The 17,878-nt window shown below is 63.2% G+C and carries 11 protein-coding genes; 6 read left to right on the forward strand and 5 right to left on the reverse strand.

What is annotated here, in order from left to right; all coding sequences use genetic code 11:
- Positions 1–34: 34 nt before the first annotated feature.
- Together NP534_RS02320 and NP534_RS02325 are read right to left on the reverse strand one after the other, a co-directional pair.
- On the reverse strand, positions 35–5,272 hold the full coding sequence (locus NP534_RS02320) for an NEL-type E3 ubiquitin ligase domain-containing protein (protein ID WP_274097624.1): 5,238 nt from the start codon (positions 5,270–5,272) through the stop codon (positions 35–37).
- A gap of 100 nt (positions 5,273–5,372) precedes the next feature.
- A complete protein-coding gene (locus tag NP534_RS02325) occupies positions 5,373–9,422 on the reverse strand; it encodes a leucine-rich repeat domain-containing protein (protein WP_274097625.1) in 4,050 nt (1,349 codons plus the stop codon).
- A 238-nt stretch (positions 9,423–9,660) separates the two neighbouring features.
- Here NP534_RS02325 and dkgB point away from each other — a divergent pair, with 238 nt between their 5' ends.
- Positions 9,661–10,464 (forward strand): 2,5-didehydrogluconate reductase DkgB, encoded by an 804-nt coding sequence (gene dkgB, locus NP534_RS02330; protein WP_274097626.1) that lies wholly within the window; start codon positions 9,661–9,663, stop codon positions 10,462–10,464.
- A gap of 163 nt (positions 10,465–10,627) precedes the next feature.
- The gene (locus NP534_RS02335; RefSeq protein WP_274097627.1) at positions 10,628–11,092 is read left to right on the forward strand and encodes a nuclear transport factor 2 family protein; all 465 of its coding nucleotides are present in this window, start codon (positions 10,628–10,630) and stop codon (positions 11,090–11,092) included.
- Positions 11,093–11,106: 14 nt separating this feature from the next.
- On the opposite strand, the gene NP534_RS02340 is transcribed toward NP534_RS02335, so the two are convergent.
- Positions 11,107–12,462, reverse strand: coding sequence for a sensor histidine kinase (locus tag NP534_RS02340; RefSeq protein WP_274097628.1), 1,356 nt, complete (start codon positions 12,460–12,462; stop codon positions 11,107–11,109).
- Positions 12,459–13,169 (reverse strand): response regulator, encoded by a 711-nt coding sequence (locus tag NP534_RS02345; protein WP_095063633.1) that lies wholly within the window; start codon positions 13,167–13,169, stop codon positions 12,459–12,461. Before NP534_RS02345 ends, NP534_RS02340 begins: the two co-directional genes overlap by 4 nt.
- Positions 13,170–13,337: 168 nt before the next feature.
- Here NP534_RS02345 and NP534_RS02350 point away from each other — a divergent pair, with 168 nt between their 5' ends.
- The 3 genes from NP534_RS02350 (at position 13,338) to NP534_RS02360 (ending at position 15,522) form a co-directional block, all read left to right on the forward strand.
- Positions 13,338–14,105 (forward strand): MlaA family lipoprotein, encoded by a 768-nt coding sequence (locus NP534_RS02350; RefSeq protein WP_274097629.1) that lies wholly within the window; start codon positions 13,338–13,340, stop codon positions 14,103–14,105.
- Complete coding sequence (locus NP534_RS02355; protein ID WP_274097630.1) at positions 14,098–14,340, forward strand: hypothetical protein; 243 nt, start codon at positions 14,098–14,100, stop codon at positions 14,338–14,340. Before NP534_RS02350 ends, NP534_RS02355 begins: the two co-directional genes overlap by 8 nt.
- Before the next feature lie 132 nt (positions 14,341–14,472).
- Positions 14,473–15,522, forward strand: coding sequence for an NAD(P)-dependent alcohol dehydrogenase (locus tag NP534_RS02360; protein ID WP_274097631.1), 1,050 nt, complete (start codon positions 14,473–14,475; stop codon positions 15,520–15,522).
- Positions 15,523–15,543: 21 nt separating this feature from the next.
- Here the strand turns inward: NP534_RS02360 and NP534_RS02365 are convergent, their stop codons facing one another.
- The gene (locus NP534_RS02365) at positions 15,544–16,509 is read right to left on the reverse strand and encodes an ABC transporter substrate-binding protein (protein ID WP_274097632.1); all 966 of its coding nucleotides are present in this window, start codon (positions 16,507–16,509) and stop codon (positions 15,544–15,546) included.
- A 212-nt stretch (positions 16,510–16,721) separates the two neighbouring features.
- Between NP534_RS02365 and NP534_RS02370 the strand changes: the two genes are divergently transcribed.
- Positions 16,722–17,870: a M14 family metallopeptidase gene (locus NP534_RS02370; protein WP_274097633.1), complete on the forward strand. Its 1,149-nt coding sequence runs from the start codon at positions 16,722–16,724 to the stop codon at positions 17,868–17,870.
- Positions 17,871–17,878: the final 8 nt, after the last annotated feature.

The raw sequence follows: 17,878 nt of genomic DNA on the forward strand, positions 1-17,878 counted from the left end.
CCTTCTTCTACCGCAACCCACGCAAAACCGCTTTTCAGCCTCTGCGGCCCCGCGGTTTCCTGCTCGCAGTGGCTTGCTGCTGCTCTATCGCCCTCACCCATTCGGCCTGCACCCGTGCCAGCGCCTCGCGTATTCGCTCCATGACCTCTTCGTTCAGCTGATTCTGTTCGAGATTGATCGTTTCCGGGTGGGCTTCGATCCAGTTCAACGCGTCCTCGCCAAGCGTCGCAATGCGGTTACCACGCAGGTCCACGACCAGGTCCGGGTAGCGCTGCATCAACGCCAGCGGAACACTGCGCAAGCCCGTTGCACGCAACGACACGTACTGCAGGTGAACGTTGTAGCGCAACTGAGGGGCCACACCCAACGGGTTTCCATCAAAGTCCAGGACTTCCAACCGGGAGAACCACTCCAGGCGCAACTGGCTTTCTGCATCGAGGGTTATCACATTGTCGTGCAGGTACAGCTGGGTCAGCCTGCCCAGATGATTCAAACGCTCCGGGACAGTGGCAAAGCGGTTCGCGCCAAGGTTGAGAATATTCAGTTGGGCAAGGTTGCCAAGGCTGCTGGGCACACTGCTCAGCAGGTTACCGCTCAACTGCAGGTTCTCAAGGTTTGCCAACTGCCCGATGCGCTCATCGAGTACGTTGAGCCGATTGAACGAAAGGTCCAGGCTGGCCAGTTGGGCCAACTGCTCGACGCCGGCCGGCAGTTGCTCCAGGTGGTTGCCACTGAGGTCCAGATCGGTCAGGTGGGTCACGTGCTGCAACCCTGTCACCGTCTCAAGCAGATTTCCGCCAAGGTCCAAGCTGCGCAACTGCGGCAGGTGTTCCAGCCCGCCAAGCTCGGTCAGTCGGTTGCCAGACAGCTGCACGACCTCCAGGTTGGGAAAATGGCGCAGGAAGTCAGCCTGGATGTTCGAAAGCTGCTGATTACGCAAGGACAAGGCTCGTAGCCGGTCGAACATGATACCGGCGGGCAACACAGGCAACGTACTGATAGTCAAACCTGTACTGGTAGAGCCCAAGGACGGCCCTTCTTCGCGATAATTCGACTGCCAGAACGCGCGCAGTACATCCGCGACATGTGACCGCGCGGCGTACTCGGGCTCACCTGGCAGCCCGCGCCATAGCTCCAGGCTTGTTTCAAGCCGCCTCGACAGGTGCGCAAACGCCCGGGTGCCAGGACCGTGGGGAGGCTCCAGCCGATACCATGTCCAGTAACTGCCGCGGGCCAGTGTCAGCGTCAGTGCCTGCTCCTCCTCCCGGCGCTGTTCGGTGATGCGCGCCAACGCATCTGGCGACACCTGCTCGTGGGCCTGGTCTGCGGCGAGTACAGCTTGTCGTTCAACGTAGGCTTGACGGATGACGGCAAACTGATCGTCGTAAGCAACCCGAACGTGATCTTCCCAGAACGCCTGCTGCGCCAGGAACTGGCTGAGCGCCTCGGCCGTCTCGGCCTCGTACACAGCTGCTTCGGCCCCGACAAGATCATCTGGCGTCACATGCTCGATGTGCCTGAAACTCAAGTACGTCGGCTGGCCATAAATGCCCAACTGCTCTGCGAGCTGTGCCCGAAATGCCAGGTAGATCTCGCTCGGGTTGAATGACACGGCGCGCAGACGCAGGCCGTCCATATGACGTGCAGCAAAGCGGTTCACCTGATCGAGCCTGAACAGTTCACGCCCAAGGCTACGCAGCTCACGCTCGATACGCCGGCCGTGCACCCCATCGGTACGCAATGCAACCTGCAACCTGATGATGAGGGTATCAAGGTCGACGCTGCTGCGAGGCACAGCCGCTTGCAGGAAAAGTGCCTGTCGAATGTGAGCATGGTGGTACATGGCGTTTATCAACTCGCCTACCCGACGCCGCATCTCTGCGGGTTCAAGCGCAAACTTCTCGCTAGCCCGCAACGCATCGAGAAATGCGAAGAACCCGCCGCTGCCAGCCTCATGCTCTAGCGCCCGCCACTGGCTGCGATGCCGCGCCGCCTCGTGCTCACTCTCCCCTTCGAACCACCGCTCCCTGCTTCCTGCGCCCTGCTCGGGTGGCACTGCAGACGCCCCCATCGCCAGCCGCTCGCGCGCCATTGCTGAAAGCGGATTGCCCTGCAAATGCACCCTTTCGGGGTTGGCACGCAGCGCGCTCGCCTGCGCTTCGCTGATGTCAACGATAAGATTGTCCCGTAGATCTATCTGCCGAAGCTGCGTCAATGCTGCGGTTTCGGGTATCGATGCCAGCCTGTTGAACGACAAATCCAGACGATGCACATTGGGAAAACGGGCAAGAAAGCCCTGCTCGATAGCTGTCAGCTCGAGGCTGCGCAGGGTGAGCGCGGTCACATGATCAAAGCGCACCGATTCTGGGAGCGCTGGCAGCGTGCCCAGGCGTGAGCCTTCCAGGATCAGGGCTGGATGACCGTCAACATCGCGAATGCGCCGTTGCCAGGCATGACGAATCCGCCGTGCCATGCGCGCCCGTCTGAGCAACTGGATCGGCCCGGACGATTGTCGCCGCCACAGGCCCAATGCCTGATCCAGGGCACGCAGCTCTTCACACAGGCGCAGGTAGTAGTTCCAAGGGGTCAGCCCAAGCTCGCGGGCGTCTTGCGCGAAGCGTGCCATCGTACTTGGGTCAATGTCGGGGAACAGCCGTTGGATACCGCGTCGCAGCGCACGATCGCTGCTCTCGCCACGCCCGCTCAGCGGGTAGCCCAGGCGACCATCGCCGAGCCGTACCGGTGGCCTGAAACCACGCCCGATCGGCGCCATGCCCAACAGCGTTGCGGCATGATCGCGCTGCTCACCGGCCCACAGCGACAGCGCCTCAGCCAGCGCCTCAGGTGAGTCGCCAGCGTTACCCAAAGCCCGCTTCTGCCAAGGGTCAAGTTGCAGCAACAGGGCCTGGAACAAAGAGTCTTCGGCCGTTGCCGATGGCAGCGGGACACCGTGCGCATCCAACGCCTGATAGCCATGGGCAGTTCTGACTACGCTACGGACTTCACTGGCCTCTTGCGCACCGGCCCAGGCAGACCGTGCGCCCAAGTGCGTATCGCCGCGCACCTCGATGCGCACGCCGCGCCAAGGAGCACGGTCAGCGATCAGGCCCAGCGCCAGTTGCTCGGTATCACGATTGATCGCTGCGGCTTGCAGCAGCCCCGCGCAAGCGCGGTCCAGGCGCGTATCGCGCAAGTACCAGCGCGCGTGCTCGGCCAAGGCCAGCGGTACACGCTGGTGCGCCTGCAACTGCTCGACCAGGTCTTCACCAGCGTGTGCGATGATCTCCCGCGCGCCCAGCACCGACAACCCGGGGAAATCCCGACGCAGCAGGGTTTCGGCCTCGGACGGCCAGGGCTGTTGCGCCTGTAACTGCAGCTCGAAGCCCTCGCCTTGCAGCCCTGGCAACTGCGTGTGCAACTGGTGCCGCTGCAGCGCATCCAACACGCGGGCCGGGGGCGAGGCGTGTTCCACATGCAATCGGCGCAACAGGTCTTCATTGAGCCCTGTGGCCCGCATCACGTTATGTATGGCCTGCTCGTCGAGGTTCGCCCAATCCGTAGCGAGGTCCTTGAACAGCTGAACACTGCCGTGCCATTCATGTGGGGTCTCAAGTTCATGCTGCCAGCCACCGGCATCGTTGCCTTCAAGCAACGGTGCGTAGGCATTGCTGCGCGTGGGGTGGCGGATACGGCGCTGCTGGGTTTCACCGTTTGCTGAGGTCACATGGCTGGCCAGGGGGGTACGCACCACTTCTGCGCCTTGCACCGTGACCACCGTGCCGACGGTGCCTTGGTGTTGAACGGCATAACCTGGCAAGTCGAGGTCGCACAACTTCACCGTGCCATCAACCGCATGCACCGGCACCAACGTTTCGACCCGTACGTTACGCGCCAGCCGGTGCGACGCTGCGCCTGCACCAGCGTTCACAGCGGTCATGGCCACGGTTTCTGCAACCGCATACACGTGTTCCAGTGCGCCCTGGCGGTCCCCCAGTTGCCAATCGGCATAACCCTCGTAGACCTCATCCGCCACCTGCAGCGCAGTGATGCCCAGCAGCGGCAAAGCCAGCACGGGCAGCGCGAAACTTGCCAGGCCCAACGCATCAAGGGCAAAACTCAGGTAGAAATGCAGGCGCCTGTCGCGTACCTGCGCATCCACTTCTGCAGTGGGCACGCCGTGCACCTTGGCGTTGTCCAGCAGGGTGTCGATCTGCTGCGTGCGCAAATACTCGAACAGCGGTAGCTCGATTGCTTCATGACGCCCGTCAAGCTCGACCGGCACATCCCGGTCGGTGGCTTTCAGCGCGTTATCCAGGGCGCGCACGTAGGCTTGCAGGTCACGTGCACCGATGAACCGCTGAAAGAACTCGACGTACCCAGGTAAGCGAAACTGCTTGCCCAGGGTCAAGTACAAGACATCCCAGGACGTGTACCAGGTCAAGGGGCCTTGAGGGTCATCGGGGATCCAGCACAATATCCCCTCGAATACCTCATCAGTGGCCTCCTGATGAGTGATTTCAAACGCCACCGCACCGCGTACCCGCTGACCGAATACCCGCAGTTGCATGGGCCGCAGCCCTGAAGCCGAAAACGCCTCGGATGAAAACAGCGCAACCAGCGCAGCACAATGTTCATAAGCGTGCTGCGCAATTTCCCCGTTGACCAGCGATAACCGTAACGCCGCCTCCAGGTTTGCACGCAAGCCCTCCTCGATCAGTGCTTCGAGTTGCCGACCGGCCTCTCCTGCCGGTGTCAGGTGCGCCTGGAGGTACGACTGGTACTGGCCACCGAGGTCGAGCGAGCGGCACAGCCTGAAGAATGCCTTGGGAGCAAGCGAACAAGGCTGCCCGGTTGCATCCAGCACCGCAGTCCCCTGCATGATTGCGCTGGCGAATGTTTCGCCCTCGGTGAAGTTATGCAAGGCCGATTGCAGCAAGCTGTGTTCATAAACCTGTTCTTTGACCCCATCTGGCACGTGCGCAATGTGCGAGGGGAAGCGCTGCAAGGTTCTGCGTCGCAATCTGGCCTGACGCACATCGAGCGTCAGCTGATGCTGCGCTTGCAGTGCGTGTTGCAGCAATGGGGCGGCGAAGACGTCCAGCGGTGCGATCTGCGCCAGCAGGTCGTGCAGTAGCTGCTGTACCTGCTGTTGACGGCGTTGACTTTCGTGTAACGCGTAAAGGGTATCGAGCGGGGCCTCGGTCAGCCAGGCAGGCAGGCGACTGGCAATCAAGGCATCCGTGGACGCTTCGGGAAATGGCGGGGTCTGCATCACAGGCTCCTCATGGCGAGAGCTGCGATTGCACCACTGCCAAGCGGGGGGCTGGCGGTAACTATTGCAAACCGCCCCACTGGCAGCGGCAGCCCTTGAATCAACCGCGCTGGCTTAGCGTGTCGAACTGCACCCGCGCAGCACGCCAACGTGCCAGCACCTGCTCATCTAGGGGATTGTTGTTGATGTTGAGCCGGTTCGGGTGCTGCCGAATCCAGATCAAGGCCCGCTCGCTCAATTCGACGATCAGATTATCGGCAAGGTCCACATACAGCTGCGCATGGTGCTCCAGAAAAGCCAATGGAAATTCCCTCAGGCCTGTCGAGCGCAGCGACAGATGGGCCAGGTGGTCGAGGTTACGCAGTGGCGGGATCATGCCGATCGGGTTGCCATTCAAGCTGAAGGTTCGCAGCGCGCTGAACGCTTCCAGGCGTTGGCCGCCTGAGACATCGATGACGATCTGGTTATCGCCCAGGTACAGTTCGGTCAGTTGTCGCAGCCGTTCCAGGCCCTCGGGTATCGCGGTGAGCTGGTTGCCGCGCAAGTTGAGGATTTTAAGGCTGGTCAGGTTGCCGATGGCCGCCGGGACATTCACTAGCCTGTTCTCGGCCACGTGCAGCTGCAACAACCGGCTCAGCCCGCCTAACGCCTCCGGCAGTTCGTCAAGGCGATTGCCGGCAAGGTTCAACTGGGTCAACCCCACCATCCGCTCGACACCCGCTGGCAACGACGTGAACTGGTTATTGCTCAGGTTCAGATACTGTAGCCGGATCAACCTGTGAATCTGATCGGGAAGGCCAGACAACAGGTTGTCGCTCAGGTCCAGCTGGGTCAGCAGCGTCAGCCCCTGCACACCGTCAAGCGCAGTCAGCCGGTTGCGCCGCAGGTCCAGGCGGGTGAGTCTGGTTAGCGTTGCCAACCCAGGTACGCCACTGACCTCGTTATCATTCAAGACCAGTTGCGTCAGCGACGACATATGCTGCACGCCATCGACGGTGGTCAAGCGATTGTGCTGCAGGTCCAGGCTGAACAAGCGGCGGAGGTTGCCCAAGCCAGGTACCACGGTCAGTTTGTTGCCACTCAATTGCAGGCTGCGCAATTGGGTGAAGCGGCCAAGGAAATCGCCTTCCAGCGAGGTCAAGCCAAGATTGCTCAAGCACAGCCGGTGCAGGTTCCCAAACTGGATATCCGCTGGCAGCAGGGGCAGGCCACCGACTGGCTCATTGCGTACTACCAACTCCTCTACACCGCCGGGTCCATAGAAATCAGGCTCCCATGCCTCCCGAATCAGTTGCCCGACGCGCTGGCGGCGATGGTAATTTTCCGGCGTGGCTTGCCCCCGCCAACCACGCAGGCTGAGGTCTAGCCGCTCGACCTGCCTTGCCAGGTCACTGAACGCTGTCCAGACCGTGCGGCCCGGCCTCTGCTCCAGTTGCATCGCCAACCACATCACATCCCTAACCGAGCGGTGCGTGAACAACTGGTGCAGCCCGGTGCGAATGGACTGGCGGGCATGCAGGTCTGCCGTGGTGAATACCCGGCCGCGCAGTGGTCGCGAGGCATCGCCACCACTCAGCGGGTAGCCCAGCCGACCATCGCCAAGGCGCACTGGCGGGCGCACAGCCCCCTTTGGCGGCGCCATGCCAAGCAGCGTTGCCGCGCGCTCCCGTGGTTCGCCAGCGCGAATGGCCAGGGTATGGCCAAGCTGCTCAGCCGTACCCACACCCTCGCCCAGCACCTGCTTCTGCGCCTCATCGAGGTGCCACCATAGCGCCTGGCACACGCTGTCATTTTCGCTCGCCGACGGCAGTGGCACCCCCGAATCCTGCAGAGCCTGGTAACCCTGGCCACGCCTGACGATGTACCTCACTTGGCTGGCATCCTGTGCACCTGACTGGGCGAGCAGATCGCCGCCCAGGCGCTCGCTGCGCAGCTCGACCCGCACGGTTTGCGGCCACGGTGCCGCCTCTGCGATCAGGCCCAGCGCCAACCGCTCGGTGTCAGCATTCACCGCTGCCGCCTGATAGAACCCTGCGCAGGCACGATCCAAGCGGCAGTCACGCAACAGCCAGCGTGCTTCGGTGGCCAAGGCAAGCGGCACACGTTGGCTGCTGTTCATGGCTTCGATCACTTCGGGCCCCGCACGCTGGGTGATCTCCCGCGCGCCACGCGGCGTTAGGCCGGGGAAGTCGCGCCTCAACACCCGCTCGGCGGGTTCTGCAGGGGCCTGCAGCCCACTCAGGTGCAGCTCGAAAGCGTCACCGTGCAACGCTGGATGCTGTGCATGCAACTGGTAGCGCTGCACAGCATCCTGCAACCGTGCAGGCGCTGGCGCATGCTCAAGGTGCAAGCGGCGCAGACGCGCTTCATCGAAGCCTGTGATGCGCATGACATGCTCGGCAGTCAGTGGCTCGAGCGCCGCCCAGGCGCTGTTCAAGCGTTGCATCAGTTGCGTAGAACCCTGCCAATGCTGTGGGGTTTCCAACTGATGGCGCCAACCGCCCTCGCCATTGCTGTCGAGCAACGGCGAGTAGGCCTGCGCCCTGCTGGGGTGGCGGATGCGCAAGCCCGCCCCTTGAGCATCCTCGACCACCTGGTAGGTCGCCAGGTGGGTACGCAAGCGCATCTGTCCCACCACCTCGGCCCGCTCGCCAACGGCCAGCCCTCCATCTGGCAACGCGTAGCCTGGCAGAGCTGCATCGATCAGGCGCAACCCATGGTTTTCGGTCAACACCGGCATCAATGCGTCCACGTAGGCAGACCGTTCGATCAGGCGCCCTGCTACCAAACCGATCGACGCCAATGCCACCCCTGCGGCCAGGTTTTCAGCAACGCCCCACAGGTGATTCAGCGCGCCTTCCCGGTCCCCTAGCTGCCAGTCGGCATACCCTTCATAAACCTCATGGCTGGCCTGCAACGCAGCGATACCCAACAACGGCAGGCCAAGCACGGGGACGAACAGGCTGGCCAGCCCCAACAGGTCAAGACCTGCACTGGCATAGTCGCCCATGCGCCGCTCGCGCTCTGCCTGGTTGGCCTTGGCAGTGGGTGTGGCCAACACGCACGCATCGTCAAGCAGCGTATTGATACGCACCTGGCGTACGTGCTGAAACAGCTGCCCTTCGATCGCTTGACTGCGGCCATCGAGCTGGACTGGCTGGCTGTTGGTATGGGTCTGCAACAAACGTTGCAGGGTCTGGCTGAAGGCGCACCGGTCGCGCTCGCTGACGAAGCGCTGAATGAAGGCAGGATAGCCGTCCTGCCGGCACCTTTGGCTCAGGGCCTGCCACAGGTCATCCCAGGAATCATAACGTTGCAACGCACCATGAACATCATCCGGCACCCACAGCACGACCCCCTCGAGCGGTGCGCTCGGCAGCCCCTCCTGGCGCGCTTCGAACGCCACCACCCCGCGCAGCAACTTGCCCAGCAGGCGAATCTCGAAGGGCAACAATCGGGCTGGGTCGGACGCCACCACGGCAACTTCCGCGATGACCGGCAGGCATTGCAAGCACGTGCGCTCATCGATCTCACCTTTGGCTGCCGCCAGGCGCACGTCGGCCTCCAGGTTGGCGCGTGCGCTTTCTTCGAGCAATGCGGCTACCTGCGTACCCGGCACGCCCGGCGCCAGCAGTATGGATTCAAGATGCCCCTGGTACTGCCCCCCGACATCCACGCTTCGGCATAGCGCAACGTAGGTTTGTGGGTCAAGCGCCTGCACCGTGCCTTCAGCGTCAACGATCACCTCGGTCTGCAGCGAGCCTGCCGGCGCGGCTTCCTGTTCGGCGAAGTTGTGCAGCGCAGCAACCAGCAACGTCACCTCGCTGACCTCGGTCTGCGACTGGCCCAACCCGCCAGGTACCGTAGACGAACCAGGAAGGATGGTGGTGCGCCGCAACTTCACCTGCCGCACATCAAGCCCAGGCAACAGTTGCTCGCTCAATACCTGGTCAAGCAACGCCTCGGCGAAGGCATCCAATGGGGTTACACGGGAAAACAACGTCGCCAGCCTGTGCTGGGTGCGCTGCTGATGCTGCAGGCTTGTCCGCAACTTGCCCAGCTGATCGAGTGAGGCCGTGCTGAGCCAGGTGGGTAACAGGCTGGCGATCAGGGTGTCGGTGAGATTGGGTTGCTGCGATGGCGAGGTCATGGGCGGCATTTTCCGATTGTAGGTTCAGCCCGCAGCTAAACAGCGTTGCGCCGGGCAGCCGCACTACTTAAGTCAACCAGGGCGGCAATCGATGGATTGCCCGCGACTTGATCACGGTCACCCCCGCCATTCGTGACTACAAGTCAAATGACCTTCGCCCAGACCCGCCTTAATCATTTCACCTGAACCCCGCACACTGCTGCCCACTCGAACAGTCTCACTCAACAGGAGCACCTCCATGAGCATTCCCTCTTTCGGCCTAGGCACCTTCCGCCTTACCGGCCAAGCCGTCATCGACTCGGTCAGCTCGGCACTGCAACTGGGCTACCGCGCCATCGACACCGCACAGATCTACAAGAACGAAGCCGACGTGGGCCAGGCCATTGCCGAAAGCGGCGTGGCGCGCAGCGAGCTGTTCATCACCACCAAGATCTGGGTCGACAACTATGCAGCCGACAAACTGATCCCCAGCCTGCGCGAAAGCCTCGCCAAACTGCGCACCGACTACGTCGACCTGTTGCTGATCCACTGGCCCGCACCGGGCAATGGCATCGAGCTGCCCGAATACATGACTGCACTGGCTGAGGCCAAGGCGCTGGGCCTGACCCGCCAGATCGGTGTGTCCAACTTCAACATCGACCTGACCCGCCAGGCCATCGAAGTGGTGGGCAAGGGCGAAATCGCCACCAACCAGATCGAGCTCAGCCCCTATCTGCAAAACAGCGCGCTGAGCGCTTTCCTCAAGGAACAGGGCATCACCGTCACCTCCTACATGACCCTGGCCTATGGCAAGGTCCTGAAGGACCGGCTGCTGGCCGAAATCGCCGCCAAGCACAAAGCCACCGTCGCGCAGGTCGCACTGGCCTGGGCCCTGCAACTGGGTTACGCGGTAATCCCGTCCTCTACCAAGCGCGAAAACCTGGCCAGCAACCTGCTCGCCCGTGACCTGCACCTGGATACCGACGACATGGCGCGCATTGCCACCCTCGAGCGCAATGGCCGCGAAGTCAGCCCCGACGGCCTGGCGCCGCACTGGGACTGAGCCGGCTGAGACCTGGGTTGCGCTACGGTGCCAGAACTCGATACTACGCCGTACAGCGCATTGTTCCGCAGCCCGCAACTATGAAGTGTCAAACGCACCCATTCTCCTCACCAGACTCGGTGACTACTCTGAATAGGTGCAAATCACCTCAGGAGTGCCTACGATGCCCCGCCCACCGCTGCCCCCCTTCAACCGCGAAACCGCCATCGAAAAAGTCCGCCTCGCCGAAGACGGCTGGAACAGCCGCGACGCCGCCAAGGTGGCGCTTGCCTACACGCCCGATACGGTGTGGCGTAACCGCGTCGAGTTCCCCCGTGGCCGGGCCGAGGTGCAGGCCTTTCTGACACGCAAGTGGAACCATGAGCTGGAGTATCGCCTGATCAAGGAGCTGTGGGCCTTTACCGGCAACCGCATTGCCGTGCGTTACGCCTACGAGTACCACGATGACAGCGGCCAATGGTTCCGCGCGTATGGTAACGAGAACTGGGAATTCGCCGACGATGGCCTGATGCACAACCGCCATTCGAGTATCAATGAGCAACCCATAGCCGAAGCGGATCGCAAGTTCCACTGGCCCCTCGGCCGGCGCCCGGACGATCACCCCGGCCTCAGTGACCTGGAGCTCTGAGCACAGCGACCCGGTCAACCGACAGGCAGCGTGACCCTGACCTCGAGCCCGCCGCCCTGGCGGTTGCTCAGGGTCACGCTGCCGCCCTGTTCCAGCACGATGGCGCGCGCCGCCGGCAAGCCAAGGCCCACCCCGCCGGTATCCTTGTTGCGCGAGCCTTCGATGCGGTAGAACGGCTCGAAAACACGCGCCTGCAGTGGCTGCGCAATGCCCGGCCCACGGTCAAGCACTGCAATGACGAGGTGCTCGTCAGCAACGTGCAACTGCACGGTCGGCTCACAGCCGTACTTCACTGCGTTGTCGATCAGGTTCACCACCACCCGTTTGATGCCGATGGGCCGGCCCACATAGACGCAGCGGCGCGGGCCGCTGAGGCGGATGTCCATGCCTGCATCCTTGAAGTCATCCACCACCGTCAACAGCAGTTCACCCAGGTCGAACGCCGTGCTCGGCTCCAGCCGCGCATCGTCACGGAAGAACTGCAATGCGGCGTCGACCATCGCCTGCATCTCGTCCACGTCCTTGAACAACTTGGCCTGCAGTTCACTGTCCTCGATGAACTCGGCGCGCAGGCGCATGCGGGTCAGCGGGGCGCGCAGGTCATGGGAGATGGCGGCGAGCATTTGCGTGCGGTCGTCGAGAAAGTGCTTGAGCTGGGCCTGCGTGGCGTTGAACGCAAGGATGGCCTGGCGCAAGTCGTAAGGGCCGACCACCGGTATCGGTGGCGCGTTGAAGTCCTTGCCAAAGCGCCGCGCCCCTTCGGCGAAACGCTCCAGAGGCTGGGCGAGGTAACGCGTGGCGAGCAGCGCCAAGGCCAGGCTGGAGGCAATCATCAACGCCAGAATGATCAGGTTGCGCGGCAGTTCATCCAGCCCCCAGCTGCGGTCACTGGCGCGATACAGCAGCCACGACTTGTCCGACAGTTCGATCAGCAGGGCATACCCACGCTGCTGCGCCTGCGCGGGCAGATCCTGCGGTCCGAAGACCTCGATCTGCGCGTCCGGGCGCTTCAACAGCGCACGCAAGGTCGGCGCGCCTTCGCGAAACTCGCTATCGGCCAGGGTCGGCAACCCAGCGTCGGCATGCCGGCGCAGCCATTGCACGCTGTAGGCCGCATCACCCGCTGCGCTGGCCAGGGCCGGCCGCTGTGCCGCAGGCGCGGCGTCGATCATGCGGGCGACCGAGGCAACCTTGTCGATCAGGCCGCTTTCCAGCAACGGCGGTTGCGCCCACACACTGAGCAGCACACTGAACAGCCACTTGAGCAGCAGCAGGCCAAGCATGGCAGCCAGGGTCGTGAGCGCAATCCAGCGGGCGATGGTGACCCGCGGCCGTGGCAGCGCCTTGCGCACCCAGGCAAGCGGGCTCATCGTTTGTTCACGCTGGCGCTGAACAGGTAGCCGACGTTGCGCAAGGTGCGGATCAGCGGCTCGCAGTCGTCATCGCGCTCAAGCTTGCGCCGCAGCCGGCTCACCTGCACATCGATGCTTCGATCATAGGCTTCGTGCGCTTCACCCCGCGCCAGGTCCAGCAATTGCTGGCGGCTGAGCACGCGCCTGGGGTGCTCGGCAAACACCAGCAGCAGTTCGAATTCGCCCGTGGACAAGGGGATCAGCACGCCCTCTGGCGAGCGCAACTCACGGCGCAGCACCTCCAGTTGCCAGCCCGAGAACTCAAGTACCGTACGCACGTCAGCGGGTGGGCTGCTCGCACTTTCGCCTGCGCGGCGCAGCACCGCCCGCACCCTGGCCAACAGCTCACGGGCAGCGAACGGCTTGGTCAGGTAGTCGTCTGCGCCCAGCTCCAGCCCGACCACACGGTCGCTCAGCTCGCCCATGGCGGTGAGCATGATCACCGCCATCTTGTATTCGGCACGCAAGCGCTGGCACAGCACCAGGCCGCTGTCGCCCGGAAGCATCACATCAAGAATGACCAGGTCTGGCACCCGCCGTTCGAGCGCCTGCCAAAGGCCTTTGCCATCACTGGCCACATCGACTTCGTAACCATGCTGACGGAGAAACTTCTGCAGCAGGTCGAGTACTTCGACATCATCGTCGACAATCAGCAAATGGCTCACACCAGGGCACCGCGAACAGGGACAGTAAACGCTTACTGTACGGCCATCGCGCAGCTGCCGTCATATATTTCAACCCGGAAACAAAGTGACAACCGCGAAGCAATCCGGACATTCCCTGGCAATCAACCGGCCACACCATCGGCGCCAGTTCTTGTCAGGAATGCGCCCATGCCCACCCTCCCCCATGCCTGGTCCTCAGCCCGCAATGCCCTACTCGCCCTGTCACTGCTCGCCGCCGCAGGCTGCAGTCAGCGGCCGCCTGCCAGTGCCTGCGGGCCTGTGGCCTATCAACTCAGCGACCCCGCCGAACCCGCCAACCGCGCCGTGTTCGCCTTCAACCGAAGTGTCGATGACTACCTGCTGGCACCCATCGCCCGTGGCTACAGCGCATTGCCTGATTTCACCCAGCAGGGCGTGCACAACTTCGCCGCCAACTTCGGCGAGCCCAAGGTATTTCTCAACGACCTGCTGCAAGGCAATGGCGAGCGGGCAATGACCAGCCTTGCACGCTTCACCTTCAACACGACCCTGGGCGTGGCAGGCCTGGTCGATGTGTCCGGGAAGATGGGGCTGGCCCGACACACCTCGGACTTTGGCCAGACCTTCGGTGTGTGGAACATTGCCGATGGCCCGATCGTCGAACTGCCGTTGCTCGGCACGCACAACCTGCGCGATGCAACCGGCAGGGTGCTGGGCATCGCAGTCGCACCGTTTGGCGACACCAGCGACACGGTCGACACCTTGGGCAACGCGGCAGCGGCAGGTGGGCTGGTGGATGGCCGCGCCGCAGTGCTGCCGCTGACCGACAGGCTGCGCACTCAGCCAGACTATTATCAGGCCGTGCGCGACTACACCGCCCAGCAGCGTGCCGAACGGGTAGCCGAGGGCAAAGCTGGCCACCCAGCACGCTGCCAGGGGGTGCCAACCGATGCGTGATGCACAACCAACCGTGGTGCTGTTCAGGCGCCTGGAGAGCAACGCCCGGCAACAGTTGCTGCACGAGCTCGAGGCCCGGGTCTCCGAAGATGGCCGGTACCTGATCGTCAGCCGCTATCGCGAACGCTCTGGCGATGCAGCTGCGCAGCAGCGGCACGAAGTGCACCGCCGCGTGCCCATCGCAACGCTGTTGAAGTGGATGGCCAGGGAAGGCGCAGAAGGCGAGCCATGCTGATGGCGTTTTTCAGCGCGCCATGCGCTGACGCCGGCAACAGAATCAGGCAATCCGTCGGCTGAATCGAGTTACCCCTGCCCGGTGAGGGTCGGACATGCTGCTTGTTCCGACTCTTCACCCGAGGATCTCCCCATGCACGTCATCGCCTATGGCGCCCACGCCAGCGACCAGCCCCTCGAACCGATCCGCATCACCCGTCGCGCGCCAGGCGCCGACGATGTGCAGATCGCCATCGACTATTGCGGCATCTGTCACTCCGACCTGCACCAGGTGCGCTCCGAATGGGAGGGCACCCGCTTCCCCTGTGTACCGGGCCACGAAATCGTCGGCCGGGTGACTGCCGTGGGTGAGCATGTCAAAGGCTTCAAGGCCGGCGATCTGGTCGGTGTCGGCTGCATCGTCGACAGTTGCAAACACTGCGCCGACTGTGACGCGGGGCTGGAAAACTACTGCAACGGCATGATCGGTACCTACAACTTCCCAACGCCCGACGAACCCGGCTGGACCCTGGGCGGCTACTCGCAACAGATCGTCGTGCATGCGCGCTATGTGCTGCGCGTACGCCATCCGCAAGCGCAACTGGCGGCCGTGGCGCCACTGCTGTGCGCCGGTATCACCACGTATTCCCCGCTGCGCCACTGGGGCGCTGGGCCGGGCAAGAAGGTCGGCGTGGTCGGCATCGGTGGCTTGGGGCACATGGGCATCAAGCTGGCCCATGCCATGGGCGCGCATGTGGTGGCCTTCACCACGTCCGAGTCCAAACGTGAAGCGGCGCTGGCGTTGGGCGCCGATGAAGTGGTGGTGTCGCGCGACGCCGACGCAATGGCAGCGCACCGCCTGTCATTCGACTTCATCCTCAACACTGTCGCGGCGCCGCATGAGTTGGATGCATTCCTGGTGCTGCTCAAGCGCGATGGCACGCTGGGCCTGGTGGGGGCACCTGCCACGGCGCATCCATCGCCGAACGTATTCAACCTGATCATGAAGCGCCGAGCGATTGCCGGGTCGATGATCGGCGGCATTGCCGAAACCCAGGAGATGCTCGACTTCTGCGCCGAGCATGGGATCGTTGCCGACATCGAGCTGATCCGGGCCGATCAGATCAATGAGAGTTATGAGCGGATGCTCAAAGGCGACGTGAAGTATCGCTTCGTGATCGACAACGCCACCTTGGCGGATTGATCGGCGGCCGCTGCCAGCGGCTCAGCGTTGGGCCGCCAGTGAATCGGCAGCGGGCACGCTGAAGCCGCTGGCGAAGGTCGGCGCAACGTCCAGCCGCCGGCTCATCAGGCCATGGGCCTGGTAGAAGTCGGCGGTTTCCTGTTGCTCGGCGATGGTCTTGGCATCGATCGCCTGCCAGCGCAGTTGGCGGCGTTCGAACTGCAGGCGGGCGGCGTCTTCAGGGAAGCCGATGATCGCCGCAAGGGTTTTCGAGTAGCTGTCCAGGTGCTGGTTGGCCCAGACCTGGGCACCGGCCAGGCGCGCAAGGTAGTCCTGCAACGCCGCGCGACGTGGCGCGTCCTCCAGCGCCTTGTCGGTGGCCGCAAGGAAGCTGTTGCCGCTGGAAAGGCCGCGCCCATTGACCAGCACCCGGCCCTGCCCGCTCAATTCCGACAGTGCGGTGTAGGGCTCCCAGGTCGACCAGGCGTCTACCGCGCCATTGGCCAAGGCGATCTTGGCGTCGACCGGGCCGAGGAAGCGGAACTCGACGTCCTTTTCCGACAGGCCAACCTGGTCCAGCGCCTTGAGGGCCAGGTGATGGCCAATCGAGCCTCGGCCAGTCGCGATGCGCTTGCCCTTGAGGTCGGCGGCACTGTGCAACGGCGCCTCTGGGCTGACCAGCAGCGCGGTGCCGTACGGGTCGGACTTGTCAACGGCAACCGCCTTGACCGGCGCCCCCGAGGCCAGCACAAACAGCAATGGCGCATCGCCGATGATGCCGGCGTCGATTGCCCCGGCATTGAGCGCCTCGGCCAATGGCGCGGCTGCGGGGAACTCGGCCCACTGAATGTCGTATGGCAGGTCGCGCAGGGCGTCCGCGGCCTCCAGTTGGGCGCGCATGTTGCCTTTCTGGTCACCGATGCGCAGCGTCAGGCGCTCGGCAGCCAATGCCTGGGTGGCCAGCAACGTGCTGGCGGCGATGATCAAGAGTCGGGTTCGAAGGGACATCCGCTGCTCCTTGCAGGGCCTGGAAAACCACGACTGTAGCGGGCGACAGCTAATAAATGAAATTGATTTTAGAACTAACCTAATATGCAAAATACACAGCTATTAACCTATTGCCGAGCACATGAAACCCGCAGCAACAGGCCACCTGCATCACTCCGGCACGCAACCGGTGTACAGTAACCCCACAACAAAGCCCGTCAAGGAGCCCGGCGATGACCGTGACGCTGTCCCCCCTGCAGATCGACTGCGATTTCGATTCCGGCAACATCCAGGTACTGGATGCCAGCAACCCAGCCCAGGTGCACCTGGCCATCCGCCCGGACACCCACAGCGGCCACTTCCAGTGGTTTCACTTCAAGGTCAGCGGGCTGACACCGGGGCAGGCCCATCGCTTCAGCCTGGATAACGCCTACGAATCTTCATACAAGCAGGCCTGGGCCGGCTACAACGCGGTGGCCTCCTACGACCAGCAGGTGTGGTTCCGCGTACCCAGCCAGTTCGATGGCAAGGCCTTGTCGTTCGAGCTGAACGCTGAGCACGAACAGGTCTGGTTCGCCTACTTCCAACCCTACCCTCGCGCCCGCCACAACCAACTGATCGAACGCGCACAGCAGATTCCGGGGGTCGAACTGCTGGCCAGCGGCCGTAGCGTGCAGGGCCGTGACATCCCTTTGCTACGTGCCGGCAACGGCGCACCCGGCAAACGCAAGCTGTGGCTGATCGCCCAGCAGCACCCGGGCGAACACATGGCCGAGTGGTTCATGGAGGGCGTGATCGACCGCCTGCAAGCCAACGATGACAAGGTGCGGCAACTGCTGGAAAAAGCCGACCTGTACCTGATCCCCAACATGAACCCGGACGGTGCCTTCCTCGGGCATCTGCGCACCAACTTCAAAGGCAAGGACCTCAACCGCGCCTGGCAGGACGCCAGCGTCGAACTCAGCCCCGAGGTGTTCTTTGCCCAGGCGCAGATGAAGCAGTACGGGGTGGATGCATTCATCGATGTGCATGGGGACGAAGAAATCCCGCATGTGTTCACCGCTGCGTGTGAAGGCAACCCAGGCTACACGCCACGCCTGGCGAAGCTGGAGGAACAGTTCCGTAGCACGCTGTGCAGCGTGACGCCGGACTTCCAGACCGTGCATGGCTACACGCGCGATGAGCCTGGGCAGGCCAATACCACGCTGGCGTGCAATGCCGTGGGGATGGCCCATGACTGCCTGTCACTGACGCTGGAGATGCCGTTCAAGGACCATGACGATGCGCCTGATCCGGTTGCCGGGTGGTCGGGGGCGCGGTCGAAGGCTTTGGCCGGGGCTGTGCTGGAGACGTTGCTGAAAATGGTTGACGACCTGCGTTGACATCAAGG

It is taken from the genome of Pseudomonas sp. 39004, from assembly GCF_028682155.1.
Lineage (GTDB): Bacteria > Pseudomonadota > Gammaproteobacteria > Pseudomonadales > Pseudomonadaceae > Aquipseudomonas > Aquipseudomonas capeferrum.

Coding starts and splice junctions, on each gene's coding strand:
- NP534_RS02320 (WP_274097624.1), bottom strand. CDS start 5,272: ATGCAGACCCCGCCATTTCCCGAAGCGTCCACGGATGCCTTGATTGCC.
- NP534_RS02325 (WP_274097625.1), bottom strand. CDS start 9,422: ATGACCTCGCCATCGCAGCAACCCAATCTCACCGACACCCTGATCGCC.
- dkgB (WP_274097626.1), top strand. CDS start 9,661: ATGAGCATTCCCTCTTTCGGCCTAGGCACCTTCCGCCTTACCGGCCAA.
- NP534_RS02335 (WP_274097627.1), top strand. CDS start 10,628: ATGCCCCGCCCACCGCTGCCCCCCTTCAACCGCGAAACCGCCATCGAA.
- NP534_RS02340 (WP_274097628.1), bottom strand. CDS start 12,462: ATGAGCCCGCTTGCCTGGGTGCGCAAGGCGCTGCCACGGCCGCGGGTC.
- NP534_RS02350 (WP_274097629.1), top strand. CDS start 13,338: ATGCCCACCCTCCCCCATGCCTGGTCCTCAGCCCGCAATGCCCTACTC.
- NP534_RS02355 (WP_274097630.1), top strand. CDS start 14,098: ATGCGTGATGCACAACCAACCGTGGTGCTGTTCAGGCGCCTGGAGAGC.
- NP534_RS02360 (WP_274097631.1), top strand. CDS start 14,473: ATGCACGTCATCGCCTATGGCGCCCACGCCAGCGACCAGCCCCTCGAA.
- NP534_RS02365 (WP_274097632.1), bottom strand. CDS start 16,509: ATGTCCCTTCGAACCCGACTCTTGATCATCGCCGCCAGCACGTTGCTG.
- NP534_RS02370 (WP_274097633.1), top strand. CDS start 16,722: ATGACCGTGACGCTGTCCCCCCTGCAGATCGACTGCGATTTCGATTCC.